A 26039-nucleotide genomic window follows, 5' to 3' on the forward strand; every position below is an offset into this window, starting at 1 on the left:
CCCCGCGACCCACCCGGCGCCGGCGGCGCCCGCGGCCAAGCCCCGGCCGCTGCGGCCGGGGGAGCGGCGGGTCACGCTGCGGATGCCCCAGGCCTACACCCCCTCCGCGCCCGAGGGGGTCGGGACCGACGACTACCGGTGCTTCCTGCTGGACCCAGGTCTGCGGCACGACGCCTTCCTCACCGGCACCGCCGTACTGCCCGGCAACAGCGAGGTCGTGCACCACGTCATCCTCTTCCGGGTCCCGCCCGACCTGCTCGGGAGCGCGCAGGCGCTGGACCGGGCCGACCCCGGCCAGGGCTGGACCTGCTTCGGCGACATCGGGTTCGGACAGGGGCCTCAGCTCGACGACGCTCCCTGGCTCGGGGCCTGGGCGCCCGGGGGCCGCGAGTCCGTTGTCGACCGGGGCTTCGGCACCAGGCTCGAGGCAGGCACCCGGATCGTGATGCAGGTGCACTACAACCTGCTCGCCGGACCCGGGCCCGACGTGTCCGCGACCCAGCTCCGGCTGGCCCCCGGCGACAGCGGGCTGACCGAGCTGCACACGATGCTGCTCCCGGCCCCGGTCGAGCTGCCCTGCCGTCCCGGGCACGACCAGAGTCCCCTGTGCGACCGGGACGCCGCAGTTCGCGACGTGGTGGCCCGCTTCGGCCCGCAGGCGGGGCAGACCGCGAACCTCCTGCACCTGCTGTGCCAGGACCAGCCGCGCCCGGGCAGCGAGCAGTCCTGTGTCCGAGTGCTCAGCAGACCTACCACCATCCGGGCGGTCGCCGGCCACATGCACCTGCTGGGACGCTCCATCCGGATCGAGGTCAACCCGGGGACGCCCACCGCCCGCACCGTGCTGGACATCCCCGTGTGGGACTTCGACAACCAGGGTTCCCGGTCGGTCCCGCCGGTCCACCTGCGGCCCTTCGACACCGTCAAGGTGACCTGCCGCCACGTGCAGTGGCTGCGCGATCGGCTGCCCGCGTTCGACGGGCAGCCCGACCGCTACGTCGTGTGGGGCGAGGGCACCACCGACGAGATGTGCCTGGGCATCCTCACCGTCACCACCCCCTGAGCCCGGCGGCGCCAAACCGCATGGGCCGCGGGGGCCGCCTCCCGTAGCATGGGGGCGACAGGCACCGAACGAAAGGCCGCCCTGCCCGGGCCTCCATGACCGACACTCCTCCGCACGGCACCCCGCCGCAGCACGGCCCCACCACCAAGCACGTCGTGGTCGTGCCGAACAGCATCAACATGGTGAGCGTGCTGGGCCCGGGCGACGAGCACCTCGGCCTGATCGAGCGCTCCTTCGGTGCGGACGTGCACGTGCGCGGGAACCGGATCAGCCTCCACGGCCCGCCGGCAGAGGTGGCGCTCGCCGAACGGCTCCTCGACGAGCTGGTCGCGATCATCCGCACCGGTCAGGGCGTGACGACCGAGACGGTGGAACGGGTGGCCGGCATGCTGCGCGCCGAGACCACCGAGCGCCCCGCCGACGTGCTGTCGCTCAACATCCTGTCCAACCGGGGCCGCACGATCCGTCCCAAGACGCTGAACCAGAAGCGCTACGTCGACTCCATCGACAAGCACACCATCACCTTCGGCATCGGTCCCGCCGGCACCGGCAAGACCTACCTGGCCGTGGCCAAGGGCGTGCAGGCCCTGCAGTCCAAGAACGTCACCCGGATCATCCTCACCAGGCCCGCTGTCGAGGCGGGGGAGCGGCTCGGCTTCCTGCCCGGCACGCTCAGCGAGAAGATCGACCCCTACCTGCGGCCGCTGTACGACGCGCTGCACGACATGATCGACCCCGACTCGATCCCCAAGCTGCTCGCCGCCGGCACCATCGAGGTCGCGCCGCTGGCGTACATGCGCGGTAGGGCGCAGCCTGTGGACACTCCGGTCCTGACCCCACGCGGCTGGGCCGCGATCGGCTCGCTGCGGGTCGGTGACCGGGTTGTCGGCTCGAACGGGCTGCCCACGACGGTCATGGGGGTCTACCCGCAGGGTGCCAAGGACGTCTTCCGGGTGGCGACTCAGGACGGCGCCGCCACTCTCTGCTGCGGGGAGCACCTCTGGACAGTGATGACTCCGGAGGACCGACGCGACGGGTTCCTGCGCACCATGGAGACCCGGGACATGATCGGCCGGCTGAGGCGGGGTCACGTGCATCGCTTCGAGCTCCCGCTCGTCGATCCGGTGGAGTTCGAGCCCCGTCCGGTGCCGATGGACCCCTACGCCCTCGGGCTGCTCCTCGGTGACGGCTGTCTCACCTGTCGGACGACGCCGAGCTTCTCGACCGCGGACGCGGAGCTCGCCGAGGCCCTGGGGGCGGCCCTCGACGGCATCGAGCTGCGGTCCAAGGGCCGGTTCGACCACATCCTCCACCATCCCGCTGGGGGGCGCGGTGGACTGCGCATCGCCAACCCGGTCACGGCCACACTGCGGGACCTCGGCCTCGCAGGCACTCGTTCGGCGACCAAGTTCGTCCCTGAGTCCTACCTGTTCAACTCCGCATGGGTCCGCTTCTGGCTGCTGCAGGGTCTCCTCGACACCGATGGAGGACCAGTCACCCAGCGTGGTCGCAGCTGCCGGGTCAGCTACTCCACCACATCACCCCGGCTGCGGGACGACGTGGTGTTCCTCGTCCGCTCGCTGGGCGGTGTGGCCACCTGGCGCACCCGATCGGCCGCTGGGCGTCCACCGGGTCGCGCTCACGGCCGGGACGTCCCTCATCGGCACGACGCGTTCGTCGTCGAGATCCGCCTGCCGCAGGGGCTGCCACCGTTCCGCCTGGGCCGCAAGGCGCGGGCGTACGACGCGGCCGGGGGAGGCCGACCGATGCGGTTCATACAGTCCATCGAGCCGGCCGGGCGCAGCGAGTGCGTGTGCATCCAGGTGGCCGCCGAGGACTCGCTCTACGTCACCGAGGACTTCCTGGTCACCCACAACACTCTTAATGACGCGTTCATCATCCTCGACGAGGCGCAGAACACCTCCCCGGAGCAGATGAAGATGTTCCTGACCCGACTGGGGTTCGGGTCCAAGATCGTGGTCACCGGGGACGTCACCCAGATCGACCTCCCCGGCGGCACCAGGTCCGGGCTCAAGGTGGTGGAGGAGATCCTCGACGGGGTCGAGGACGTCGTGTTCAACCGGCTCACCGCCCACGACGTGGTGCGGCACCGGTTGGTCGGCCGGATCGTCGCGGCGTACGACGACTTCGACGCGCGCACCGGCCCCGAGCACAAGGAGCGCCGCCGATGAGCATCGAGGTCCTCGACGAGTCGGGGTACGGACTCGACGTCTCGCGGACGGCCGCGCTGGCGCGCTTCGTGCTGGACCGGCTGCGGGTGCACCCCCTGGCCGAGCTGTGCGTCAAGGCGGTCGACGAGGCGACCATGGCCGAGCTCAACACGCGGTGGATGGAGAAGCAGGGTCCCACCGACGTGCTGGCCTTCCCCATGGACGAGCTCCGGCCGGGCCTGGTGAACGAGGACCCGGAGGAGGGCGTCCTCGGTGACCTGGTCCTCTGCCCGGCGGTGGCGGTCCGCCAGGCCGAGACGGCCGGGCACAGCACCCAGGCCGAGCTCGACCTCCTCGTCGTGCACGGGATCCTGCACCTGCTGGGCTACGACCACGCCACCGCCGAGGAGCATCGCGAGATGTTCGGCCTCCAGGGCGAGCTGCTCGACCAGTGGCAGGGCGCCGCGACGCAGGCGCCATGACCCCGGGTGACGTCTGGCTGCTGCTGGTGGCCGCCCTGCTCGTGCTCGCCGCCGGCGTGTTCTCCGCCGCCGACGCGGCCCTGGCCCCGTTCTCCCGGGCCCGGGCCGCCGAGCTGGCCGAGCAGGGCCGCTCGGGTGCCCGGCGACTGGTGCAGCTGCTCGCCGACCCGGCGCCGTACCTGAACACCGCGCTGTTCCTGCGGCTGCTCTGCGAGATCTCCGCGATCGTGCTGGTCACGCTCTTCACCTTCGAGGCGTGGGGCCAGGCCTGGTGGCCGAGCGTGCTCACGGCGGTCGGCGCCATGCTGGTCGTGTCCTTCGTCGTCATCGGGGTGGCACCGCGGACCATGGGCCTGCAGCACGACGAGCGGGTCGCGCTGCTCACCGCCGGGCCACTGCGCGCCATCACCCGCATCCTGGGTCCGCTGCCGCGCCTGCTGATCCTGGTCGGCAACGCGATCACCCCCGGCCGGGGGTTCCGCGAGGGTCCCTTCTCGACCGAGACCGAGCTGCGCGAGCTGGTCGACCTGGCCGAGGCGTCGGCGGTGATCGAGTCCGGCGAGCGGCGGATGATCCACTCGGTCTTCGAGCTGGGCGACACCATCGCCCGTGAGGTGATGGTGCCGCGCACCGACGTGGTCTACATCGAGCGGCACAAGAACCTGCGCCAGACCATGTCGCTGTTCCTGCGCAGCGGGTTCTCCCGAATCCCCGTGATCGGGGAGAACCTCGACGACGTGCGCGGCTTCGCCTACCTCAAGGACGTCGTCAGGCGCGACTTCGAGGCCCCCGACGTGGAGTTCACCCAGCGGGTGGAGGAGATCATGCGGCCGGCGCACTTCGTGCCGGAGTCCAAGCCGGTCGACACGCTGCTCTCGGAGATGCAGGCGATGCGCCAGCACATCGCCGTGGTGGTCGACGAGTACGGCGGCACAGCAGGGCTGGTCACCATCGAGGACGTCCTGGAGGAGATCGTCGGGGAGATCACCGACGAGTACGACCCCGAGCAGGTCGAGGTCGAGCGGCTCCCGGACGGGTCCGCCCGGGTGTCCTCCCGCTACCCCGTGGACGACCTGGACGAGATCTTCGGGATCACCGTCTCCGACGACGACGTGGACAGCGTCGGGGGACTGATGGCCAAGCACCTGGGCAAGGTGCCGATCCCGGGCTCCCACGTGGAGGTCCACGGCCTGCGCCTCGAGGCCGAGGAGGCGATCGGCCGGCGGAACAAGGTCGGCACCGTGCTGGTCAGCGTGGTCGCGCCCAGCGAGCCGGCGGCAGGCCCGGCTCACTACGCTGACGACCATGAGTGAGACGGGGGCGGGTCTGTCCGCCGAGGACACGAAGCTCCTGACCCTGGCCCGGGCCACCCGCGCCCGGGTCGCCGCGGACGAGGGCGCCGCCGTCCGGGACCGCGACGGCCGCACCTACGCGGCGGCCACCGTGGACCTGCCCTCGCTCCGGCTCAGCGCGCTGCAGGTGTGCGTGGCGATGGCGGTCGCCTCCGGCTCCCGCGGGCTGGAGGCCGCCGTGGTCCTCACCGAGGAGCCCGCCCTGCGGGCGGCCGACGTGGAGGTGGTCCGCGAGCTCGCGGGGCACGACGTGGTGCTCCACCGCGCCGACCCCCGCGGCGCCGTGCAGGACACCCTGCGGACCTGACCCTTGGCCGGCCTCCGGGTGATGCAGCACTCTAGGACCATGCCAGTCGTCGGGTGGGCCGCGCACGAGCGCGCCGTCGCGCGGCTGAGGGCGTCGTACGCCGCGCTCCCGGCCGGAGCGCCGGTGCGGCTGGCGAAGCCCACCTCGAACCTGTTCCGGCCCAGGGAGTCCGCGGCGGCGCCGGGGCTGGACGTCTCGGGGCTCCGAGGGGTGGTCTGCGTCGACCTGGTCGCCCGGACCGCCGACGTCCAGGGCATGTGCACCTACGAGGACCTCGTCGACGCCACCCTTCCCCACGGCCTCGTCCCGCTCGTGGTGCCCCAGCTGAGGACGATCACCCTCGGCGGGGCGGTGACCGGGCTCGGCATCGAGTCCACCAGCTTCCGCAACGGGCTGCCGCACGAGTCGGTCCTCGAGATGGACGTCTTCACCGGCGCCGGGGAGGTGGTCACGGCCCGGCCGGACAACGAGCACGCCGACCTCTTCGCGACCTTCCCCAACTCCTACGGCTCGCTCGGCTACGCCACCCGCCTGCGGATCGAGCTGGAGCCGATCGGCCCGCGGGTGGCGCTGCGCCACCTCCGCCTGCCGGACGCCCGGGAGGCAGCGGCGGTGATCGCGGAGATCGTGGCGACCCGCACCTGGCAGGGCGAGCAGGTGGACGGCCTCGACGGGGTCGCGTTCGCCCCCGACGAGCTCTCCCTCACGCTCGCCCGGTGGGTTCGCCCGGACGAGCCGGCCGGGTCCGGTACCCCCAGCGACTACACCGGCCAGCAGGTCTACTACCGCTCCCTGCAGCAGCGGACCACCGACCTGCTCACCGCCTACGACTACCTGTGGCGCTGGGACACCGACTGGTTCTGGTGCTCGCGCGCCTTCGGCGCCCAGCACCCGGTGGCGCGCCGGGTCTGGCCGCGCCGGTGGCGACGCTCCGACGTCTACCACCGGCTGGTCTCCCTGGACCGCCGCGTGGGGCTGGTGGACCGCCTGGACCGGCGGGCCGGGCGGCCCCTGCGCGAGCGCGTGGTCCAAGACGTCGAGGTCCCCGTGGACCGGCTGGCGGAGTTCCTGACCTGGTTCGACGCCGAGATCGGGATGCGCCCGGTCTGGCTCTGCCCGCTGAGGCTCCGCGAGGTGGACGGGGTCGCCCGCCGCTGGCCGAGCTACCCGCTGACGCCCGGCACGACGTACGTCAACGCCGGCTTCTGGGGCACCGTCCACGTCGGCCCCGACGCGCCCGAGGGCCCGCGCAACCGGGCCATCGAGGCTCGGCTCAGCGCGCTGGGCGGCCACAAGTCGCTGTACTCCGAGGCCTACTACGACCGGGACACCTTCGACCGGCTCTACGATGGCGCCAACCTGGCCGCCGTCAAGAAGCGCTACGACCCCGACGACCGACTGAACAGCCTGTACGACAAGGTGGTGAGAGGACGATGAGCTCCAGGATCGCGATCGCGGACGCCGTGGAGTCACTCACGGTGGCCGGCCTGCCGGTGCGGTTCACGGCGTACGACGGCAGCAGCGCCGGCCCGGCCGACTCGACCATCGGGGTCCGGCTCACCCACGAGCGCGGCCTGTCCTACCTGCTCACCGCACCCGGGAACCTGGGGCTGGCCCGCGCCTACGTCTCCGGCGACCTGCTCCTGGAGGGGGTCCACCCCGGGGACCCCTACGACGCCTTGGTGCCGCTCCAGGACGACCTGAAGTTCCGCCGCCCCCGCCCGGCCGAGCTGGTCCCCCTGCTGCGCGGCCTGGGTCTCTCCCGGCTGCGGCCGCCGGCGCCTCCGGCGGAGGAGCGGCTGCCGCGGTGGCGGCGCACGGTGGAGGGGCTGCGGCACTCGATGGGCCGGGACGCCTCGGCGATCTCCCACCACTACGACGTGTCCAACCGCTTCTACGAGCTGGTGCTGGGGCCGTCGATGACCTACACCTGCGCGGTGTTCCCGACGGCGGACACCAGCCTGGAGGACGCGCAGCGGGAGAAGTACGACCTGATCTGCCGCAAGCTCGACCTGCGCCCCGGGCAGCGGCTGCTCGACGTGGGCTGCGGGTGGGGCGGGATGGTCCGGCACGCGGCTCGCGAGTACGGCGTCCGCGCCCTCGGGGTCACGCTCTCGCTCGCCCAGGCGCAGTGGGCCAAGGAGGCCATCGACCGGGAGGGGCTGGGGGACCTCGCCGAGGTGCGGCACCTGGACTACCGCGACGTGATCGAGTCCGGCTTCGACGCGGTGAGCTCGATCGGGCTGACCGAGCACATCGGGGTGCGCAACTACCCGTCGTACTTCGGCTTCCTGCGGGACCGGCTGCGCCCGGAGGGCCGCCTGCTCAACCACTGCATCACCCGCTCGCACAACAAGACCCAGGAGACCGGGCCGTTCATCGACCGCTACGTCTTCCCCGACGGGGAGCTCACCGGCTCGGGACGCATCATCACCGCCGCCCAGGACGCCGGCCTGGAGGTCATGCACGAGGAGAACCTGCGGCGCCACTACGCCCTGACGCTGGCCGGATGGTGCCGCAACCTGGTGGAGCACTGGGACGAGTGCGTGGCCGAGGTGGGCGAGGGGACCGCCCGGGTGTGGGGCCTCTACATGGCCGGCTCCCGGGTCAGCTTCGAGCACAACACCATCCAGCTCCACCACGTGCTCGCCGCCAGGACCGACGAGCACGGCAATGACGGGTTCCCGCTGCGCCCCACCTGGTGACCGGTGGCGCCGGGCCACCGCTCCCGGCCGGTAGCGTGGGCGGGGTGAGCAGGCGGGGCCGTCAGTACGTCGCGCAGGTGCGGACCCGGGAGCCGCTCTCGCCGCACCTGGTGCGGCTGCGCCTCGCCGGGCCCGGTCTCGCCGGCTTCGCCTCCTCGGGGATCCCCGACGAGTGGGTCGGCCTGGTCGTCCCCGGGCAGTTCCAGAGCCGCTACTACACGGTGCGCCGCTGGGACGGCGCCGAGCTGCTGCTGGACGTGGTCCTGCACGCGACCGGCCTGGTCACCGAGTGGGCTGCCGGCGACTGCGTCGGTGACGAGGTGACCCTGAGCGAGCCGCACGGGGCCTTCGCGCCTCCCGCCGACGCCCGGTGGCTGATCCTCGTCGGGGACCTCACCGCGCTGCCCGCGATGGCCCGGATCGTCGAGACGGCAGGAGGGCTGCCGGTGCGCGTGTGGGCCGAGGCACCCGACGCCCTGCCGGGCTACCTGCCGCCCGGCGCCGACGTGACGTGGCTGGCGCCGCCGGGCCCCGGGCGGAGCGGACTGGCAGACCTGGTCGCCGGGCTGGAGTGGCCTGCGGCGCCGGGCTACTTCTGGATGGCCGGTGAGTCCGGGCAGATGCGGGCCATCCGCCGCCACCTGCGCCACGACCGTGGCCTGCCGAACGCGGCGTACGCCGCGATGGGCTACTGGCGCGCCGCCCCGGGCCGGCAGCCCCGGGCCGCGGACCCACGCCCCGGTGCGTCGACCGATAGCCTTGACCGGTGACGAGTGGGTTCCGCAGCGGCTTCGCCTGCTTCGTCGGCCGCCCCAACGCAGGCAAGTCCACGCTCACCAACGCCCTGGTCGGCACGAAGGTGGTGATCACCAGCTCGCGCCCGCAGACCACCCGGGCCGTCGTCCGGGGCATCGTGCACCGCCCCGACGCCCAGCTGGTGCTGGTGGACACCCCGGGTCTGCACCGGCCCCGGACGCTCCTGGGGGAGCGGCTCAACGACCTGGTGCGGTCCACGTGGGCCGAGGTGGACGTGGTGGCGGTGTGCTTCCCGGCGAACGAGAAGGTGGGGCCGGGCGACCGGTTCCTGGTCCGTGAGCTGGCCAAGGTGCGGCGTACCACGAAGATCGCCGTGGCGACCAAGACCGACCTGGCCACGCCGGAGCGGATCGCCGCGCACCTGCTCGACATCGCGCACCTCGGCGAGGAGGCGGGCGTCTCCTGGGCCGAGGTCGTGCCGGTCTCTGCGGTGTCCGGCGACCAGGTCGGGCTGCTCGCGGACCTCCTGGTCGGGCTGATGCCGGAGGGTCCCCAGCTCTACCCGGAGGGGGATCTCACCGACGCCCCGGACGAGGTCCTCGCCGCCGAGCTGATCCGCGAGGCCGCCCTCGAGGGCGTCCGCGACGAGCTGCCCCACTCGATCGCCGTGGTCGTCGAGGAGATGGGGATGCGCCCGGAACGGCCCGAGGACAAGCCGCTGCTGGACATCCACGCGAACCTGTACGTGGAGCGCGACTCGCAGAAGGGCATCGTCATCGGGCACCGCGGGGCCAGGCTGCGGGAGGTGGGCGCCCGCGCCCGCGCACAGCTCGAGGCGATGTTCGCCACCCCGGTGTACCTGGACCTGCACGTGAAGATCGCCAAGGACTGGCAGCGCGACCCCCGCCAGCTCCGCAAGCTCGGCTTCTGACGCGGGAAGGGTCAGCCGGGGGCCCAGCACAGGCCGTAGTGCTGGCCGGCACGCCACTCCTGCCTGGTCGGCCAGTCGTAGCCCCACTGGTAGTCCAGCGTGTCGGCGGCGACCGCGCGGGCGGCCGGCCGGCACCGGTCCTCGGCGAGGCGGTGCACCTGGTCCTGGTCGGGGTAGGAGTCCCGGGGCAGGTCGTAGCTGGCCAGCGCCCGCCAGGTGTGCGGACTGGCGCAGATGATCCGCTCGAAACGCGGGGTGCCCGGCTGTGCGGTGCCGCAGATCCCGTAGCGCCGACGCCCGTCCGGGGTGGCCAGCGCCCGCTCGAGGTCGCCGACCAGCGGCGCCAGCCGCTCGGGCCCGGCCAGGGCGATCACGTCGCACCGGTACCAGCTCTGGCCGGCGTCGGACTGCCTGAGGGTCGGGGTGAACCAGACCGGGCGCAGCGAGGTCAGCCGCAGCTGGGCCGGGGTCGCCCCCAGGAACCCGCCGAGCCGCGCCGGGCAGGCCTGCGCGACCTGGGCCTGGACCCGGTCGGAGTCCACCGCCAGCAGGTGACCCTCCACGACGGTCGCCAGGCTGCCGACGGCGTACGTCGTCGCCGTGTGCGGTCGTGTGCAGGGGACCGGGCGGGACCGGTTCGTGGGGGAGAGCGCCTCGTCGTAGTCCAGCCGGTAGCAGGTCCCGACCGAGGGCCGGGGAGGCGGCGTCGCCCGGACCGGCGCGGCCGAGCTCGGGCCGGTCGCCGGGGTCGGCTCGGCCTCCTCGGTGCCGCCACCGGTGCCCCCGGCGAGCAGCGCGACCAGCACGAGCACGGCCGCCAGCGGGCCGGTGCGGTGCCCTCCCGGGCCGCGGCGGCGCCTGCTCACCGGTCCGTCTTCGCCCAGCACACCGAGCGCCGGTTGCCGGCCTCCCACTCGGCCCGGTGGAACCAGGTGTAGCCGAAGTCGTAGTCGACGGGGTACCCCAGCCACGCCCCCACCGAGTCCGAGCAGTAGTCGCGGGTGCGCACCTCGACCACCCGGTCGCCGGGGTAGTCGTCCTCGGGCTCCCCGAGCTTGATGGTGGTGACCGCCCGCCAGGTGTGCGGCTGGGAGCAGGGGATCTTCACCGATCCGGTCACCGTCGGACCGTCTGCGCACACCAGCCACCGGTCCTCGGGCTTGAGCAGCAGGTTGCGGGTCACGGGCGGCAGGTCGACGTAGGCCACGCTCTGCGGGCCGCCTCCCACGAGGTCGCAGCGGTACCAGCGGGCGCCCTCGCCCCAGGCCTTCTCCGAGGGTCGGAACCACGCCCAGTTGAGCACCGTCCGCATCACCAGGCTCTCGTCCGCGCCCAGGTGCGTCATGAACGCCTCCGAGCAGGTCCGGTAGGCGAACCGGCCCAGCACCGGGTCGTCGTACCCGGCGTCGGTGAGGGCGGGCGGGAGCTCCCCGACGGTGATGGTCACCGCGGTGTGCGGGTCCTCGCACGACACGGTCCTGGTGGCGTTGCTGGGCCGGGCGACGTCGGCCGGGGTGAGCTGCCGGCAGGTGCCGAGCTGGGGCGGCTCCACCGCGTCCACCTGGTCGGGGTCGACGCTGGGGTCGGGGGCCGGTCCGCCGCAGCTCGCGAGGAGCAGCAGGGCGGCCGCCACCGGGAGCACGACGCGGTGGAGCGGACCGACGCCCTGGAGCGGCACGCCGCACCCCCTCGGTCACTCGGCCAGCAGTGCCGCGATCGTACCTCCCAGCTCGTAGGCCGCCTCGAGCCTGCCGGCGTCCACGTCGCCGAGCACCTCGAGCGTCGCAGCGGCCTGCCGCCAGGGCAGTGCGCCGGTGATCGCGAGCACGGAGCGGACCGCGCCGGTGGTGTCGTAGCGCCCGTGCACGTAGAGCCCGAACGGGAGGCGACCGCCACCGCGGGCGGCCGCGCCGCCGCCGGCGGAGAGCGCGCCGCCGACGTGGAGGAACGTGGTGTCGAAGAAGTGCTTCAGGGCCCCCGACATGTACCCGAAGTTCGCACTCGTGCCCAGCACGATCCCGTCCGCCGCGCGTACGTCGTCCGCCGTCGCCTCGAGGGCGGGCCGGACCACCAGGTCGACCCCTCCCAGGGCCGGGTCCGTGGCCCCCGCGGCCACCGCGTCGGTCAGCGACCGCACGGCGGGTGTGGGCGAGTGGTGCACGATCAGCAGCCGGGGCATGCGTGCTCCTCCGGGTCGGTCCACCCCGGCATTATCCGCCGCGCCGCCGGCCGGGCGCCCGGCGAGACGTGCGGGCGGGCGAGGATGCGGTAAGGTGGCCGACACCATGACGCGTCGCAGCCTGCTTCTTCGCTGCCGCAGCGAGGCCTAACGCCGGTCTCCTCGCTGCGGAGGACACGGCCGTGCCCGGCACCCGCCCCCAGCGAAGTGGACACCCTCATGACTCTGCAGCACTCCGGCTTCACCAACACCCAGCGACCCAGCGGCATGCCGGTCCAGCGCTACCGCGCCTTCCCGCCGGTCGAGCTGCCCGACCGGCAGTGGCCGAGCAACCGGATCACCCGGGCCCCGCGCTGGCTCTCGACCGACCTGCGCGACGGGAACCAGGCGCTGATCGACCCGATGACCCCGGCTCGCAAGATGAAGATGTTCGACCTGCTGGTGCGGATGGGCTACAAGGAGATCGAGGTCGGCTTCCCCAGCGCCAGCCAGATCGACTTCGACTTCGTCCGCCAGCTCATCGAGCAGGACCGGGTGCCCGAGGACGTGACGATCTCGGTGCTCACCCAGGCCCGCGAGGACCTCATCGAGCGCACGGTGCAGTCGCTGGTCGGCATCCACCACGCCAACATCCACCTCTACAACGCGCTGGCACCGATGTTCCGCCGAGTCGTCTTCCACGCGAGCATGGACGAGGTCAAGGACATCGCGGTCCGGGGCACCCGGATGGTGATGAAGCACGCGGAGTCGTGGCTGGACAAGACCGTCATCGGGTACGAGTACTCCCCGGAGATCTTCACCGGCACCGAGCTGCCGTTCTCGGTGGAGGTCTGCGAGGCGGTCTCCGACGTCTGGCAGCCCGACGACGGCCGGGAGATCATCCTGAACCTGCCGGCCACGGTCGAGATGGCCACCCCCAACGTGTACGCCGACCAGATCGAGTGGTTCTCCCGCCAGCTCAGCCGGCGCGAGTTCACCACGATCAGCCTGCACCCGCACAACGACCGCGGGACCGCGGTCGCGGCCACCGAGCTGGCGATGATGGCCGGCGCGGACCGGGTCGAGGGCTGCCTGTTCGGCCACGGTGAGCGCACCGGCAACGTCTGCCTGGTCACCCTCGGCATGAACCTGTTCAGCCAGGGCATCGACCCCCAGATCGACTTCTCCGACATCGACGAGATCCGTCGCACGGTGGAGTACTGCACCCAGCTCCCGGTCCACCCGCGCCACCCGTACGCGGGCGACCTGGTCTACACCGCCTTCTCGGGCTCCCACCAGGACGCGATCAAGAAGGGCCTGGAGGACCTCGAGGCGAAGGCGGCCGAGGCCGGCGGCACCGTGGCAGAGCTGCCCTGGGAGGCGCCGTACCTGCCCATCGACCCCCACGACGTCGGGCGCACCTACGAGGCGGTCATCCGGGTCAACAGCCAGTCCGGCAAGGGCGGCGTGGCCTACGTGCTGAAGGCCGAGCACAAGATGGACCTGCCGCGGCGTGCGCAGATCGAGTTCAGCCGGGTGGTCCAGCAGCGCACCGACACCGAGGGCGGCGAGATGTCGCCGGAGGAGATCTGGGAGGTGTTCTCCGCGGAGTACCTCGAGCGGGCCGAGCCGCTGCGGCTCAACTCCGTGCACACCTCCTCGGCGGCCGGCGAGAAGGACGCGCTGACGGTCAACGTCTACCTCGACGGCGAGCTGCGCACGCTGGAGGGCACCGGGAACGGCCCGATCGCCGCCTTCGTCAACGCCCTCAACGAGCTGCTGCTGGAGCGGCAGGCGGCCGGCGACCCGCGCTGGGCCGACCGCGCCGAGGTCCGCGTCCTCGACTACGCCGAGCACGCGCTCTCGGCGGGCGGCGACGCCACCGCCGCGGCGTACGTCGAGTGCGGCATCGGCAACCGGATCCTGTGGGGCGTCGGCCTGGACGCGAACATCGTCACCGCCTCCCTCAAGGCCGTCGTCAGCGCCATCAACCGAGCCTGAGCGGAGCGGGCCCGCCCGCCGGGTACATTGCCGCCATGCTGGTGTCCGAACGGATCGGTCAGTTCTTCATCGACAACGTCAACGGGCGGGACCGGCTGGAGTTCACCGAGTACGGCGCGGGCGACGCCTGGGTGGTGCTGATCCACGGCCAGCTGATGCCCCGCCGGATGCACCAGCCGCTGGCCCGCGCCCTGGCGGCCGAGGGCATGCACGTGGTCACCCTCGACCTGCTCGGGCACGGGCGCTCGGACCGGCCCGCGGACCCGCTGGTCTACTCGGTGACCGACTTCGCCCACCAGGTGGTCGCGCTGATGGACCACCTGGGTATCCAGCAGGCCATCGTCGGCGGCACCTCGCTGGGCGCGAACGTGTCGCTGGAGGTCGCGGTGACCGAGCCCGAGCGAGTCCGCGGGCTGCTGCTGGAGATGCCGGTGCTCAACAACGCGGTGGAGGCGGCGATCCTGGCGTTCGCGCCGCTGCTGTTCGCCGCCCGGTTCCTGCCCGTGACCGTCCGGGCGGTGCGGTGGGCGACCCGGCCGGTGCCCCGGGGGCTGGTCCCGTTCTGGGCGGGGATCCTGCTGGACACCCTCGACCAGCGCCCGGAACCGGTCGCCGCGGTCGTGCACGGCATGTTCTTCGGCCGGGTGGCGCCGACCGCCCGGCAGCGCCGCGGCATCACCGCCCCCGCCCTGGTGGTCGGGCACCCCGCCGACCCGATCCACCCGGCTGCGGACGCCGCGATGCTCGCCGAGGAGCTGCCGCACGCGACCTTCGTGCGCGCCCGCAGCATCCTGGAGTGGCGGCTCACCCCCGACCGGCTCGACGAGCTGGCGGTCGACTTCGCGCGCTCCTGCTGGGAAACGCCGCGCCGGCGCCGGAGCACCGGTTCCTGACCGGGGCAGAATGGTCCGGTGCCCCTCTACCGTGACGAAGCGATCGTCCTGCGCACCCACAAGCTGGGTGAGGCCGACCGCATCATCACGCTGCTGACCCGCCACCACGGCCGGGTCCGCGCCGTGGCCCGCGGCGTACGCCGCACCTCCTCGCGCTGGGGCTCGCGGCTCGAGCCGTTCACGCACGTGGACCTGATGCTGGCCGAGGGGCGGACCCTGGACGTGGTCACCCAGGCCGAGACGCTCACTCCTTTCTCCGTCCAGCTGGGGCAGGACTACGACCGGTACACCGCCGGCACCGTCATGCTGGAGACCGCCGAGCGGCTCGCCGTGGAGGACAAGGAGCCGGCCCTGCAGCAGTTCCTGCTGCTGGTCGGCGGGCTGCGCGCCATGGTGGCCGGCGAGCACGCCCACGGCCAGGTGCTCGACTCCTACCTGCTGCGCTCGATGGCCGTGGCGGGCTACGCACCCTCCTTCGAGCACTGCGCCCGCTGCGGCGACCCCGGCCCGCACCGCTGGCTGAACCCGTCCGCCGGCGGTGCGCTGTGCGTGGACTGCCGGCTGCCCGGCTCGGCCACCCCGGCCCCCGAGACCGTCGCGGTGCTGGGCGCCCTGCTGTCCGGGGACTGGGGGGTCGTGGACGGGGCCGACCCCCGGAGCCTGAAGGAGGCCAGCGGCCTGGTCGCCGCCTACCTGGCCTGGCACCTGGAGCGCTCGCTGCGCTCGCTGGCCTACGTCGAGCGGTGAGCCCGGGCGTGCGTGCACGCCTTGCCGGTTTCCCCGCCCAGGGAAACCCGCACCTGGCAGGGGAGGCAACCCCCACGAAGTGAGAGTCTGCCGTGCCCGCTGCGACAGGTGCGACAGGTGGGGTCAGGGATCAGCGGGTGCGCCGCTCACCTGCGTACGCCGCTCAGGAGGGCTGCTGGGAGGAGTCCAACCACCGCCCGGTCGTGGCGTTGAACCGCTTCAGCGCGTGCAGGAACTCCTCGCGCTCCGCGGCGGTCCACTCGGCCAGCAGCTCGTCGAGGAACTCCAGCCGCGCCTCCCGGGCGGCCCGCACGGCGTCGCGCCCGCGGGAGGTGAGCGAGAGGATGCTGGCCCGCCGGTCGGAGGGGTCCGGCGTCTTCTCCGCGTAGCCACGCTGCACCACGGCCTGCACCTGGCGAGTGATCGTGGAGGGGTCGAGCCGGAACTCGGCGGCGACCCGGCCCAGGCGCTGCGGGCCCTGGCCCTCGAGCAGGGAGAGGATCACGTAGCAGGAGCGGTCCATCACGAGCTCCTCCTGCGGAGTGCGCAGCTGGAGCGCCGCGGTGTTCCGCAGGAACGTGAAGAGCTGGTCGGCGATCGCCTCGTGCGGGTGGTACACCCTGCTCCTCCCGTCGTCGCGATGCCGTCCCGGTCAGCATAGGCGCCGCGGAGGGTTCATTAGGCTGCTCTCGTGAAACCCGTGCCCCGAGCTCCGACGCCGCACCCCTCCGGCGCCCGGCCGCCGGCGGTGCCGGCCGAGCTGGTGCCGCGGCACGTGGCGATCGTGATGGACGGCAACGGGCGCTGGGCCAAGCAGCGCGGCCTGCCGCGGACGGCCGGCCACGAGCAGGGCGAGCACTCCCTGTTCGACGTGGTGGAGGGCGCGATCGAGATAGGCGTGCGGGCGATCTCGGCGTACGCCTTCTCCACCGAGAACTGGTCGCGCTCGCCCGACGAGGTGCGCTTCCTGATGGGCTTCAACCGGGACGTGATCCGCCGCCGCCGCGACGAGATGCACGCGCTCGGGGTGCGGGTTCGCTGGGCCGGCCGTGCCCCGCGGCTGTGGCGCTCGGTGGTCAAGGAGCTGCAGGCCGCCGAGGAGCTGACCCGGCACAACTCGGTGCTCACGCTGACGATGTGCGTCAACTACGGCGGCCGCGCGGAGCTCGTCGACGCGACCCGGGCGGTCGCCCGGGAGGTGGCTTCCGGCCGGCTACGGCCTGACCGCATCGACGAGCGGACCCTCGCCCGTCACCTCTACGTGCCGGACCTGCCCGACGCCGACCTGGTGTGGCGGACCTCGGGGGAGCAGCGGCTGTCCAACTTCCTGCTGTGGCAGGCGGCGTACGCGGAGTTCGTGTTCAGCGACGTGCTCTGGCCCGACGTGGACCGGCGTCACCTGTGGGCCGCGATCGAGACCTACGCCCGACGCGACCGCCGCTACGGCGGAGCGCTGCCTCCCGGCTCCTGACCGCTCACCGGCAGTCCGGACAGGTCCCGAAGATCTCGAGGGTGTGGGAGAGGTCGGTGAACCCGTGCTGGTCGGCGACGCTGGCCGCCCAGCGCTCCACCGCGGGCCCCTCGACCTCGACCGTCGCGCCGCAGCTGCGGCACACCAGGTGGTGGTGGTGGCTGCCGGAGCAGGCGCGGTACGTCGACTCGCCGTCCGGGGTCCGCAGCACGTCGACCTCCCCCTGGTCGGCCAGCAGCTGGAGGGTGCGGTAGACCGTGGCCAGCCCGACCCGCTCCCCCCGGCGGACCAGGAGCTCGTGGATCTCCCGGGCCGAGCGGAAGTCGGTGAAGGTGCGGATGGCCTCGGCCACGGCCACCCTCTGCCGGGTCGGCCTCGGTCGGGGCCGGGAGGCCTCAGTGCTCGTCATAGTGGCTCCCGTGCTCGGCGTGCCGGTGGCCCCCGTGCACGTAGTCGACGTGGTCACCGTGCTGGACCGCGGGGTGGCCGCACTCCGGGCCGTGCACGTGGGGGTGCTCGTCGGTGACCGTGTGGCCGCTGGGGGGCGGCTCGGTGAACGGCGCCAGCAGGTGCCGCCGCCGACGGCTCCAGACCCCCAGCGGCCAGGCGAGCGCGAAGCAGCCGAGCGCGAGCAGCACGATCGAGGGCCCGGGGGCTACCCGCGCGTCGAAGGTGAGCGAGAGGTACGCCGAGAGCAGCAGGCCGCCGACGGCCGCCAGGGCTCCCAGCGACATCGCCAGGCCCAGCGTGCTGCGGAAGGAACGCGTCAGCTGCTGGGAGGCCGCGACCGGGACCACCATCAGGGCCGACACCAGCAGCAGCCCCACGGTGCGCATCGCCACGGTGACGGTGACGGCCGCCAGCACCGAGACCAGGATGTTGTAGAACCGGACGTTCAGTCCGGCCACCCGCGCGAACTCCTCGTCCTGCGCGACCGCGAAGAGCTGCGGCAGCAGGCCGACCGTGGTCGCGATGATCACCGAGGCGAGCACGAGGGTGACCCGGACGTCGGTGGCGGAGACGGTGAGGATCGACCCGAACAGGTACTCCTGCAGGCGGGCCGCGCTCTGACCGGCGATGCCGGTCACCAGCACGCCGGCGGCCAGTCCGCCGTAGAACAGCAGGGCCAGCGCCACGTCGCCGTTGGTGTGGCCCTGCGCCCGGATCGCCTCGATCGCGAGGGCGCCGAGGATCGCGACCACCACGGCGGTCCAGGTAGGGGAGCGCCCGGTCAGCAGGCCGACGGCGACCCCGAGCACGGCGACGTGACCCAGCCCGTCACCCATCAGCGACATCCGGCGCTGCACCAGGAAGGTGCCGATCGCGGGTGCGCTCAGCCCGGTGAGCACGGCGGCGAGCAGCGCGCGCTGCATGAACTCCAGGGACAGCAGGTGGATCATCACAGACCTCCGTCGTCGGGACGGTCGAAGGGGGAGGCGACGTGCGGCGCGTGGTCGTGGCTGCCGGGGTCCGGGTGGTGGGCCGCGTGCGCGTGGTCGCCGAAGTCCGGCAGGTGCACCGCGTGGTCGTCCAGCCGCGGCCCGTCGTAGGCGATGCGGCCGTCCCGCATGACGACCGCCCGGTCCACCAGGGCGGCCATCGGCCCGAGCTCGTGGGCGACCAGCACGATCGTCACGCCTCGGCGAGACAGCACTCCCAGTGTGCTGGCCAGCACCTGCTGGTTGGGCAGGTCCACCCCCGCGGTGGGCTCGTCGAGGAAGATCAGGTCGGGCTCACCGGCGAGGGCCCGGGCGATCAGCACCCGCTGCTGCTGGCCTCCGGACAGGGTCGAGCACCCGGCCTCGGCCCGGTCGCTCAGCCCGACCACCTCGATCGCTGCGTCGATCGCGCGCCGGTCGGCGCGGCCGAGGGGGCGGAAGAGCCGTCGCCGGGTCAGCCGTCCCGAGGCGACCACCTCCCGCACCGACGCGGGCACGTTGCCCGCTGCCCCGGTTCGCTGCGGGACGAAGCCCACCCGCCGCCAGTCGGTGAACTCGGCCAGCGTCACGCCGAACAGCCGGACCGACCCGGTGCTGAGCGGCCACAGGCCGGTCATCGCGCGGACCAGGGTCGACTTGCCCGAGCCGTTGGCCCCCATCAGCGCCACGAACTCACCGTCGGTGACGGTCAGGTCGACGCCGCGCAGGACGGGCCGGCCGCCGAGCGCGACGGAGGCGCCCTGCACGTCGATCACCGGGGTGCTGAGCATCGGTTCGCCTCCTCCAGCGCGGCCAGGTTGGTCCGCATCAGACTCAGGTAGTCCTCGTCCGCCGTGGCGTCGCTGAGGCCCTCGACCGGGTCGAGCACGGCGGTGGTGACGCCGAGCTCGCCGGCGAGGGTGTCGGCGAGCTCGGGGCTGGCCAGGCTCTCGGAGAAGATCGTCGTGATCCCTTCGTCCCGGGCGAGCTCGTGGAGTCGGGCGAGGTCGGCGGGGGAGGGCTCCGCGTCGGGCGAGAGCTCGTTGATCGCCTCGAAGTGCAGCCCGTAGCGCGCGAGGTAGCCGAACGCGTCGTGGCTGACCACCACGGTGTCCAGCTCGCAGTCGGCCAGCCCGGAGCGGTACTCGGCGTCCAGCGCCGCGAGGTCCGCGTCCAGCCTCCGGGCGTTGGCGAGGTAGTCGTCTCTGTGGGCCGGGTCGATGGCCGCGAGCTGGTCGGCGACCGCGTCGGCGAGGGCGGCCATCCGGAGGGGGTCCTGCCAGAAGTGCGGGTCCAGGTCGCCGTGGTCGTGCTCGTCGCCGGCTGAGGTGTGCACCGGCTCCAGGTCGACGACGGACGCCGCGTCCAGCACCCGCCCCTGCGCGACGTTCGCGGCCGTCTCGTCCACCGACGGCTGGAAGCCGCCCAGCAGCACCACCAGGTCCGCGTCGGCCACCGTGACGGTCTCGGTGAAGGTGAGCTCCAGGTCGTGCGGCTCCCCGCCGGGACGGGTCAGGTTGACCACGTCGGCGTGGTCCCCGGCGACCCGCGAGGCCACGAACGCCAGGGGGTAGAACGCCGCGGCCACCTCCGGGCGCCCGCTCTGCTCGGGGGCCGCCGTGCCGCAGCCGGCCAGCGGCAGCACGGCCAGGGCGGCGCCGAGTGCGAGCACCCCACCAGGACGCCTCCACTTCATGAGAACCATTCTCAGAATAGTTGAGAACCGTTGTCAACTCGCCGATCGGCGGTAGCCTGACCTGGTGCTCGTCGTCACCAGGTTCCGGGTGCCCGCGGAGGAGGCCGAGGCGTTCCGCGCGGAGGCGGAGCGGGCGGCCGCCGTGCTGGCCGAGCAGCCCGGACACCTCGCCGGCTCGCTCGGCCGCAACGCCGACGACCCCACCCTGTGGGCGCTGGTCACCCGGTGGGCCGGAGCCGGTGCCTACCGGCGCGCACTCTCGGCGTACGACGTCAAGCTGGCCGCCGTGCCGCTGCTCAGCCGCGCCCTGGACGAGCCCAGCGCCTACGAGATCGCCGAACCCGGAGCCGACCTCAACGTCGCCTCCGCCCGGTCGTTAGGCTGACCCCTCGGGCCGGCAGCCGGTCGGTCCCACTCGAGCAGGCCCGAGGTGACCGCTCGACCGATCAACGAAGGACCGCCCCGTGGCCAAGAAGCCCTCGTCCGCCCTCGACGCCGTCGTCTCGCTCTGCAAGCGTCGGGGGTTCGTGTTCCCCTGCGGCGAGATCTACGGCGGCACGCGCTCGGCCTGGGACTACGGACCGCTCGGCGTGGAGCTGAAGGAGAACATCAAGCGCCAGTGGTGGAGGTCCATGGTGACCGCGCGCGAGGACGTGGTCGGGCTCGACTCCAGCGTCATCCTGCCGACCCGCACCTGGGAGGCCAGCGGCCACCTCGGGACCTTCTCCGACCCGCTCACCGAGTGCCAGTCCTGCCACAAGCGGTTCCGGGCCGACCACATGCAGGAGGAGTACGCCGCGAAGAGGGGCCTCGACGACCCCGACAGCGTCGATTTCACCCAGCTCGCCTGCCCGAACTGCGGCACCCGCGGCGCGTGGACCGAGCCGCGCGAGTTCAACATGATGCTCAAGACCTACCTCGGGGTGATCGAGGACGAGTCCGGGCTCCACTACCTGCGGCCCGAGACCGCGCAGGGCATCTTCTTGAACTTCGCCAACGTGGTGACCTCGAGTCGCAAGAAGCCACCGTTCGGCATCGCCCAGGTGGGCAAGTCGTTCCGCAACGAGATCACCCCCGGCAACTTCATCTTCCGCACCCGCGAGTTCGAGCAGATGGAGATGGAGTTCTTCGTCAAGCCGGGCGAGGACGACCACTGGCACCGCTACTGGATCGAGGAGCGCACCCGCTGGTACGTCGACCTCGGGATCAACCCCGACAACCTGCGCCACTACGAGCACCCCCAGGAGAAGCTCAGCCACTACTCCAAGGGCACCACCGACATCGAGTACCGCTTCGGGTTCTCCGGCCGCGACTTCGAGGAGCTCGAGGGGGTCGCCAACCGCACCGACTTCGACCTCACCCAGCACGCCACCTACTCCGGCCACGACCTGTCCTACTTCGACCAGGCCACCGGCGAGCGCTACGTGCCCTACGTCATCGAGCCCGCAGCGGGGCTGACCCGCTCGTTCATGGCGTTCCTGGTCGACGCGTACGCCGAGGACGAGGCCCCCAACACCAAGGGCGGGGTGGACCGGCGGGTGGTGCTGCGGCTCGACCCGAGGCTGGCGCCGACCAAGGTGGCGGTGCTGCCGCTGTCGCGCAACGCGGACCTCTCCCCGAAAGCCCGAGACCTCGCCGCCGAGCTGCGCCGCAGCTGGAACGTGGAGTTCGACGACTCCGGGGCCATCGGCCGCCGCTACCGGCGCCAGGACGAGGTGGGCACGCCGTACTGCGTCACCGTGGACTTCGACACGCTGGAGGACCAGGCGGTGACCGTGCGTGAGCGGGACTCGATGGCGCAGGAGCGGGTCGGGCTGGACCGGATCTCCGCCTACGTCGCCGAGCGGCTGGTCGGGGCCTGAGATGCGCAGGCTCTCACTCCTTGCAGCCCTGCTGCTGGCGGCCACGGGGCTGGTCGGCTGCACCGGCGACGACGGCTCGGCCGGCTCCGAGGGCTCCAGCGCGGCCTCCGACGCAGGGTCCGGCTCCGGCCCCGGCTCGGGGTCGGGCTCGCCGACCGCGGAGGCGAGCGACTACCTGCCGGTGCCCCCGGGTGTCGACCTGACGCTGCAGGGCAGCGACCTGGAGTTCGGCCAGCCTGCGCAGGTGGCCTGGCAGCCGGCCGCGGACCGGGTGGCGGCCGTGCGGCTCATCGTCGCCAGGGTGGAGAAGGTGAGCATCCAGCAGCTGTCGGCGTGGGACCTCGACGCCAAGACCAGACGGTCCACGCCCTACTTCGTGCACGTGTCCGTGACGAACGTGGGGCGGGGCAACCTGGCGGGCACCCAGCTGCCGCTCTACCTCGCCGACGGCGAGGACTCCCTGATCCCGGCCTCCACGTTCGAGAGCCTGTTCGCCCCCTGCCCGAGCCGTCCGCTGCCGTCGCCGTTCCGGCCCGGCGACCGCACCACCTCGTGCCTGCTGTACCTGCTGGGGCCGAGCGGGGACTTCCAGGGCGTGAGCTTCTACAGCCCCGGCTTCGACCCGATCACCTGGAACGGCCAGGTCAGCCGCCCCAAGCCGGAGCAGCCCGACAAGAGCCGGGGGTGAGCCGGTGGTCCCGGCACCGGTGACCCTGCCGCGTGAGCTGCGGCTGGGAGCCCTGCGCGTCGCCACGCCGGTCGTCCTGGCGCCGATGGCGGGGATCACCAACGCGGCCTTCCGCCGGCTGTGCGCCGAGCAGGGGGCGGGGCTGTACGTGTGCGAGATGATCACCTCCCGCGGGCTGGTCGAGCAGGACGCGACCACGCTGGCGATGCTGGTCTTCGACCCGCGGGAGACCGTGCGCTCGGTGCAGCTCTACGGCACCGACCCCACCTACGTGGGACGCGCGGCGGAGATCCTGTGCGCCGAGCACGGCATCGACCACCTCGACCTCAACTTCGGCTGCCCGGTCCCCAAGGTCACCCGCAAGGGCGGCGGCGGCGCGCTGCCCTGGAAGCGCGGGCTGCTGGCCGAGATCCTGGAGGCCGCGGTGGCCGCCACCACGCCGTACGCCGTGCCGGTCACGGTCAAGACCCGCAAGGGGCTGGACGAGGACCATCTCACCTACCTGGACGCCGGCCGGATCGCGCAGGAGACCGGGTGCGCGGCGATCGCGCTGCACGGCCGCACCGTGCAGCAGGCCTACTCCGGCGCCGCCGACTGGGACGCCATCGCCGAGCTGGTGGCGCACGTCGACATCCCCGTGCTCGGCAACGGCGATATCTGGGAGGCCGCCGACGCGGTCCGGATGGTGGAGCGGACGGGCGCGGCCGGCGTCGTGGTCGGTCGGGGCTGCCTCGGGCGGCCCTGGCTGTTCCGTGACCTGGCGGCCGCCTTCTCCGGAGCGCCGGTCACGACCCTGCCGAGGCTGGGGGAGGTGCGCACGATGATGCGTCGCCACGCCGAGCTGCTGTGCGAGCACATGGGCGAGGAGCGTGGCTGCAAGGAGTTCCGCAAGCACGTGTCGTGGTACCTCAAGGGCTTCCGGGCAGGAGGCCCCCTCCGGCACGCGCTCGCCCTGGTGGACTCGATGGCCACGCTCGACGCACTGCTGGCCGAGCTGGACCCCGACGAGCCGTTCCCGGTCGCCGAGCTCGGCGCGCCGCGAGGGAGGCAGGGCTCGCCCCGCGCCCGGGTGGCCCTGCCCGAGGGCTGGCTGGCGGATGCCGACGGCCGGGGCAGCCACGTGCGCGAGGCGACGACCGAGACCACCGGGGGCTGAGGTGGGTCGCTACGCGCTGCTGGTCCAGCCGTCGGCGAACCGGGTGTACGCCGAGGCGTCGGTCGCGCTCACCGAGGCCGAGCTGGGCCTGTTCGACGAGCAGGTGCTGGGGGGCCGGCTGACCGAGGTCGGTCCGGAGGTGATCGGCGGTGTGCCCTACCTGACGTTCGCCGCGGACCTCGGCGAGCGCGAGGTGGCCCTCCTCTCCTACGTCTCCACCGCGTTCGCGCTCTACGAGCGGGAAGGGGACCTGCTGCGCCCGGTCGCGCTGGTGCCGCCCGACCGCTACGACGACGACCTGCTCACCGTGCTGAAGTACGCCGGCAAGACCAACGAGACCTTCACCCGCCTGCTGCTCAACGCGACCCTCCTCGGGCGGGCCGCGCCCGAGGACCTGCTCGATCGGCGGCTGCGGATCCTCGACCCGATGTGCGGCCGGGGCACCACCCTCAACCAGGCGGTGATGTACGGCTACGACGCCGCGGGGATCGACGTGGACCGCAAGGACGTCGAGGCGTACGTCGCGTTCTTGGGCACCTGGCTCAAGCGCAAGCGGCTCAAGCACCGGATCGAGACCCATCCGGTGCGACGGGAGGGCACGGTGGTCGCCCGGCGTACCGAGGCGTCCTTCGCCGCGAGCCGGGAGGACTACCGGGCGGGTGACCTCCAGCACGTGACCGTCGTCCGCGCCGACACCGTGCGGGCCGGCGACTTCTTCCGCCCGGCCACCTTCGACGCGGTCGTCACCGACGCGCCGTACGGCGTCCAGCACGGCAGCCGCGGCCCCGACCGCGGGCTCGCCCGGCGGCCACTGGAGCTGCTGCGGGCCGCCGTGCCCGGGTGGGTGGGGCTGCTGCGCCCGGGCGGGGCGCTGGGGGTGTCGTGGAACACCAGGGTCGCCGGCCGTGACGAGCTGGCGGCGCTGCTGACCGCGGCCGGGCTCGAGGTGCTCCAGAGCGCGCCGTACCTCGCGCTGCGCCACCGGGTGGACCAGGCGATCGTGCGCGATGTGCTGGTGGCTCGCCGGCCCGCCTGAGCGCCGGCCCTTCTGGGTCGGGGCGGCGGCCGACGTGAGGAGAGCCACGCGCCGGGCCGGGGCCCTGATTGGCACTGGACTGGACCGGTGTGCTTGACTCTCGGGCTGTGTCCGTTTCGTTACCAAACGGATCGGACCGACGCCCTGCACCCCATCGCAAAGGATCCAGCGCGTGGCTCAGCATCGCCACAAGCGGGAGACCAATGCACGACGGTTTCCCCGGCCGCTCCTGCTGGCCGCCCCCCTCGCCAGTCTGGCCACGGTCTCGGTCGTGACGGCCGGGGTGCTGGCCGGCGGTACGCAGCCCAGCCTCCCCTCCGAGGGGATGCTCGCCGGAGCCGGCGTCGCCGCCGCGTCCGCCGGGGAGCGCGAGCCGCTGGTGTCGCGCTCGGAGCGGCGTACCGTCCAGCGGCACACCGAGGCCAAGCTGGTGGCCCAGTCCACCGCCTACGAGCGGCGGGTGCGGGCCCGCGCCGCCCGCGAGGCGGCGAAGGTGGTCGCGGCCGCCGAGGCGCGCGGCACCCTGCGGTGGACCACCGCCCCCTTGAACCTGTGGAGCTCCGCCGACGAGGACGCACGCAACCTCGGTGAGCTCGACGAGGCCACGAAGGTGCTGGTCACCGGCCGGACGGCGGGCGGCCGGGTCGAGCTGGTGCTGGACGGACGGCTGCGGTGGGTGACGGCCGGCTACCTCAGCGACGAGAAGCCGGTCCCCGTCGCGGCCGGCCTCTCCATGGCGCCCTGCCCCGACGGCAGCGTCGAGAACGGGCTGACCGCCAACGCGGTGGCCGTCTACCGGTCGGTGTGCCACGCGTTCCCCCAGATCACCTCCTACGGAGGCTGGGACAACCACGGTGAGCACGCCTCGGGCCGGGCGCTGGACATCATGACCAGCGACGTGGCGCTGGGGACCGCGATCGCGGAGTTCCTGCACGCCCACGCGGCCGAGCTGCACCTCTACGACATCTTGTGGCGGCAGCGGATCTGGACCCCGGTCCGCGCTGCCGAGGGGTGGCGGGCGCTGAGCGACCGCGGCTCGGCGACCGCCAACCACTACGACCACGTCCACGTCTCCACCTACTGACCGTCGAGTCGCGCCTCCCACCCCGTTGAGTCGCGCCTCCCACCCGGTTGAGTCGCGCGTCG

26 protein-coding genes and 3 pseudogenes are annotated in these 26039 nt (G+C 72.9%); 21 read left to right on the forward strand and 8 right to left on the reverse strand.

Features of this window, described 5'->3' with window-relative positions:
- The 11 genes and pseudogenes from PLP61_RS00790 to era all read left to right on the forward strand — a co-directional run.
- Positions 1-1063, forward strand: a 1063-nt coding sequence (locus PLP61_RS00790) for a hypothetical protein (RefSeq protein ID WP_324499402.1), incomplete at its 5' end; no start/stop codon positions are given.
- Positions 1064-1158: 95 nt separating this feature from the next.
- Positions 1159-1869: pseudogene (locus PLP61_RS00795) on the forward strand (PhoH family protein); the annotation flags it as partial.
- Positions 1870-2214: 345 nt separating this feature from the next.
- Positions 2215-2664 (forward strand): annotated as a pseudogene (locus PLP61_RS00800) (LAGLIDADG family homing endonuclease); the annotation flags it as partial.
- Between the two features lie 276 nt (positions 2665-2940).
- Positions 2941-3255 (forward strand): annotated as a pseudogene (locus PLP61_RS00805) (PhoH family protein); the annotation flags it as partial.
- Positions 3252-3716, forward strand: a complete 465-nt coding sequence (gene ybeY, locus PLP61_RS00810; RefSeq protein ID WP_324499404.1) for an rRNA maturation RNase YbeY — start codon at positions 3252-3254, stop codon at positions 3714-3716. The pseudogene PLP61_RS00805 and the gene ybeY, both read left to right, overlap by 4 nt.
- Positions 3713-5029 (forward strand): hemolysin family protein, encoded by a 1317-nt coding sequence (locus tag PLP61_RS00815; protein ID WP_324499406.1) that lies wholly within the window; start codon positions 3713-3715, stop codon positions 5027-5029. The genes ybeY and PLP61_RS00815 overlap by 4 nt, the downstream gene beginning before the upstream one ends.
- On the forward strand, positions 5022-5375 hold the full coding sequence (locus PLP61_RS00820; RefSeq protein ID WP_324499408.1) for a cytidine deaminase-like protein: 354 nt from the start codon (positions 5022-5024) through the stop codon (positions 5373-5375). Before PLP61_RS00815 ends, PLP61_RS00820 begins: the two co-directional genes overlap by 8 nt.
- A 39-nt stretch (positions 5376-5414) precedes the next feature.
- On the forward strand, positions 5415-6812 hold the full coding sequence (locus PLP61_RS00825) for an FAD-binding oxidoreductase (RefSeq protein ID WP_324499410.1): 1398 nt from the start codon (positions 5415-5417) through the stop codon (positions 6810-6812).
- Entirely contained in the window at positions 6809-8080 is a 1272-nt protein-coding gene (locus tag PLP61_RS00830) for a class I SAM-dependent methyltransferase (RefSeq protein ID WP_324499411.1), read from the forward strand. Before PLP61_RS00825 ends, PLP61_RS00830 begins: the two co-directional genes overlap by 4 nt.
- Positions 8081-8124: 44 nt before the next feature.
- The gene (locus PLP61_RS00835) at positions 8125-8850 is read left to right on the forward strand and encodes a siderophore-interacting protein (RefSeq protein WP_324499413.1); all 726 of its coding nucleotides are present in this window, start codon (positions 8125-8127) and stop codon (positions 8848-8850) included.
- On the forward strand, positions 8847-9767 hold the full coding sequence (era, locus tag PLP61_RS00840; RefSeq protein ID WP_324499415.1) for a GTPase Era: 921 nt from the start codon (positions 8847-8849) through the stop codon (positions 9765-9767). Before PLP61_RS00835 ends, era begins: the two co-directional genes overlap by 4 nt.
- An 11-nt stretch (positions 9768-9778) precedes the next feature.
- On the opposite strand, the gene PLP61_RS00845 is transcribed toward era, so the two are convergent.
- The 3 genes from PLP61_RS00845 to PLP61_RS00855 are packed head-to-tail and all read right to left on the reverse strand — an operon-like array spanning position 9779 to position 11946.
- Positions 9779-10633, reverse strand: a complete 855-nt coding sequence (locus PLP61_RS00845; RefSeq protein WP_324499417.1) for a septum formation family protein — start codon at positions 10631-10633, stop codon at positions 9779-9781.
- Positions 10630-11445: a septum formation family protein gene (locus PLP61_RS00850; protein ID WP_324499419.1), complete on the reverse strand. Its 816-nt coding sequence runs from the start codon at positions 11443-11445 to the stop codon at positions 10630-10632. Before PLP61_RS00850 ends, PLP61_RS00845 begins: the two co-directional genes overlap by 4 nt.
- A gap of 15 nt (positions 11446-11460) precedes the next feature.
- On the reverse strand, positions 11461-11946 hold the full coding sequence (locus tag PLP61_RS00855) for a flavodoxin family protein (protein ID WP_324499421.1): 486 nt from the start codon (positions 11944-11946) through the stop codon (positions 11461-11463).
- 219 nt (positions 11947-12165) lie between these two features.
- On the opposite strand from PLP61_RS00855, the gene leuA reads away from it, so the two are divergent.
- Genes leuA through recO form a run of 3 tightly spaced genes read left to right on the forward strand, consistent with a single transcriptional unit; the run spans position 12166 to position 15566 of the window.
- Positions 12166-13926: a 2-isopropylmalate synthase gene (gene leuA / locus PLP61_RS00860; RefSeq protein WP_324499423.1), complete on the forward strand. Its 1761-nt coding sequence runs from the start codon at positions 12166-12168 to the stop codon at positions 13924-13926.
- Positions 13927-13961: 35 nt separating this feature from the next.
- A complete protein-coding gene (locus PLP61_RS00865; RefSeq protein ID WP_324499425.1) occupies positions 13962-14819 on the forward strand; it encodes an alpha/beta fold hydrolase in 858 nt (285 codons plus the stop codon).
- An 18-nt stretch (positions 14820-14837) separates the two neighbouring features.
- Entirely contained in the window at positions 14838-15566 is a 729-nt protein-coding gene (gene recO / locus PLP61_RS00870) for a DNA repair protein RecO (protein ID WP_324499427.1), read from the forward strand.
- A gap of 163 nt (positions 15567-15729) precedes the next feature.
- On the opposite strand, the gene PLP61_RS00875 is transcribed toward recO, so the two are convergent.
- Positions 15730-16185, reverse strand: coding sequence for a MarR family winged helix-turn-helix transcriptional regulator (locus tag PLP61_RS00875; RefSeq protein ID WP_324499429.1), 456 nt, complete (start codon positions 16183-16185; stop codon positions 15730-15732).
- Positions 16186-16257: 72 nt separating this feature from the next.
- Here PLP61_RS00875 and PLP61_RS00880 point away from each other — a divergent pair, with 72 nt between their 5' ends.
- Positions 16258-17037, forward strand: a complete 780-nt coding sequence (locus tag PLP61_RS00880; protein WP_324499431.1) for an isoprenyl transferase — start codon at positions 16258-16260, stop codon at positions 17035-17037.
- 4 nt (positions 17038-17041) lie between these two features.
- Here the strand turns inward: PLP61_RS00880 and PLP61_RS00885 are convergent, their stop codons facing one another.
- The 4 genes from PLP61_RS00885 to PLP61_RS00900 are packed head-to-tail and all read right to left on the reverse strand — an operon-like array spanning position 17042 to position 20151.
- A complete protein-coding gene (locus PLP61_RS00885; RefSeq protein ID WP_324499433.1) occupies positions 17042-17446 on the reverse strand; it encodes a Fur family transcriptional regulator in 405 nt (134 codons plus the stop codon).
- Positions 17433-18437: a metal ABC transporter permease gene (locus tag PLP61_RS00890; RefSeq protein ID WP_324499435.1), complete on the reverse strand. Its 1005-nt coding sequence runs from the start codon at positions 18435-18437 to the stop codon at positions 17433-17435. Before PLP61_RS00890 ends, PLP61_RS00885 begins: the two co-directional genes overlap by 14 nt.
- Complete coding sequence (locus tag PLP61_RS00895) at positions 18437-19246, reverse strand: metal ABC transporter ATP-binding protein (protein WP_324499437.1); 810 nt, start codon at positions 19244-19246, stop codon at positions 18437-18439. Before PLP61_RS00895 ends, PLP61_RS00890 begins: the two co-directional genes overlap by 1 nt.
- On the reverse strand, positions 19228-20151 hold the full coding sequence (locus PLP61_RS00900) for a metal ABC transporter substrate-binding protein (RefSeq protein WP_324499439.1): 924 nt from the start codon (positions 20149-20151) through the stop codon (positions 19228-19230). The genes PLP61_RS00895 and PLP61_RS00900 overlap by 19 nt, the downstream gene beginning before the upstream one ends.
- Before the next feature lie 64 nt (positions 20152-20215).
- Here PLP61_RS00900 and PLP61_RS00905 point away from each other — a divergent pair, with 64 nt between their 5' ends.
- From PLP61_RS00905 to PLP61_RS00930, 6 genes are all read left to right on the forward strand, one after another.
- Complete coding sequence (locus PLP61_RS00905) at positions 20216-20536, forward strand: antibiotic biosynthesis monooxygenase (protein WP_324499441.1); 321 nt, start codon at positions 20216-20218, stop codon at positions 20534-20536.
- A 79-nt stretch (positions 20537-20615) separates the two neighbouring features.
- Positions 20616-22013: a glycine--tRNA ligase gene (locus PLP61_RS00910; RefSeq protein WP_324499443.1), complete on the forward strand. Its 1398-nt coding sequence runs from the start codon at positions 20616-20618 to the stop codon at positions 22011-22013.
- A gap of 1 nt (position 22014) precedes the next feature.
- Positions 22015-22701 carry a hypothetical protein gene (locus tag PLP61_RS00915; RefSeq protein ID WP_324499445.1) on the forward strand — a complete coding sequence of 229 codons (687 nt, stop codon included), beginning with the start codon at positions 22015-22017 and terminating at the stop codon, positions 22699-22701.
- A 4-nt stretch (positions 22702-22705) separates the two neighbouring features.
- A complete protein-coding gene (gene dusB / locus PLP61_RS00920) occupies positions 22706-23857 on the forward strand; it encodes a tRNA dihydrouridine synthase DusB (RefSeq protein WP_324499447.1) in 1152 nt (383 codons plus the stop codon).
- Position 23858: 1 nt separating this feature from the next.
- Positions 23859-24893, forward strand: coding sequence for a TRM11 family SAM-dependent methyltransferase (locus tag PLP61_RS00925; RefSeq protein ID WP_324499449.1), 1035 nt, complete (start codon positions 23859-23861; stop codon positions 24891-24893).
- A 172-nt stretch (positions 24894-25065) separates the two neighbouring features.
- Positions 25066-25977: a VldE C-terminal domain-containing protein gene (locus PLP61_RS00930; RefSeq protein WP_324499451.1), complete on the forward strand. Its 912-nt coding sequence runs from the start codon at positions 25066-25068 to the stop codon at positions 25975-25977.
- Positions 25978-26039: the final 62 nt, after the last annotated feature.

The sequence above is a fragment of the Nocardioides sp. genome (assembly GCF_035429765.1).
Classification (GTDB): domain Bacteria; phylum Actinomycetota; class Actinomycetes; order Propionibacteriales; family Nocardioidaceae; genus Nocardioides.

Bases quoted from the DNA above. Each gene is read 5' to 3' on its own strand.
- ybeY (WP_324499404.1), top strand. From the start codon at position 3,252: ATGAGCATCGAGGTCCTCGACGAGTCGGGGTACGGACTCGACGTCTCG.
- PLP61_RS00815 (WP_324499406.1), top strand. From the start codon at position 3,713: ATGACCCCGGGTGACGTCTGGCTGCTGCTGGTGGCCGCCCTGCTCGTG.
- PLP61_RS00820 (WP_324499408.1), top strand. From the start codon at position 5,022: ATGAGTGAGACGGGGGCGGGTCTGTCCGCCGAGGACACGAAGCTCCTG.
- PLP61_RS00825 (WP_324499410.1), top strand. From the start codon at position 5,415: ATGCCAGTCGTCGGGTGGGCCGCGCACGAGCGCGCCGTCGCGCGGCTG.
- PLP61_RS00830 (WP_324499411.1), top strand. From the start codon at position 6,809: ATGAGCTCCAGGATCGCGATCGCGGACGCCGTGGAGTCACTCACGGTG.
- PLP61_RS00855 (WP_324499421.1), bottom strand. From the start codon at position 11,946: ATGCCCCGGCTGCTGATCGTGCACCACTCGCCCACACCCGCCGTGCGG.
- leuA (WP_324499423.1), top strand. From the start codon at position 12,166: ATGACTCTGCAGCACTCCGGCTTCACCAACACCCAGCGACCCAGCGGC.
- PLP61_RS00865 (WP_324499425.1), top strand. From the start codon at position 13,962: ATGCTGGTGTCCGAACGGATCGGTCAGTTCTTCATCGACAACGTCAAC.
- PLP61_RS00885 (WP_324499433.1), bottom strand. From the start codon at position 17,446: ATGACGAGCACTGAGGCCTCCCGGCCCCGACCGAGGCCGACCCGGCAG.
- PLP61_RS00890 (WP_324499435.1), bottom strand. From the start codon at position 18,437: ATGATCCACCTGCTGTCCCTGGAGTTCATGCAGCGCGCGCTGCTCGCC.
- PLP61_RS00895 (WP_324499437.1), bottom strand. From the start codon at position 19,246: ATGCTCAGCACCCCGGTGATCGACGTGCAGGGCGCCTCCGTCGCGCTC.
- PLP61_RS00900 (WP_324499439.1), bottom strand. From the start codon at position 20,151: ATGAAGTGGAGGCGTCCTGGTGGGGTGCTCGCACTCGGCGCCGCCCTG.
- PLP61_RS00915 (WP_324499445.1), top strand. From the start codon at position 22,015: ATGCGCAGGCTCTCACTCCTTGCAGCCCTGCTGCTGGCGGCCACGGGG.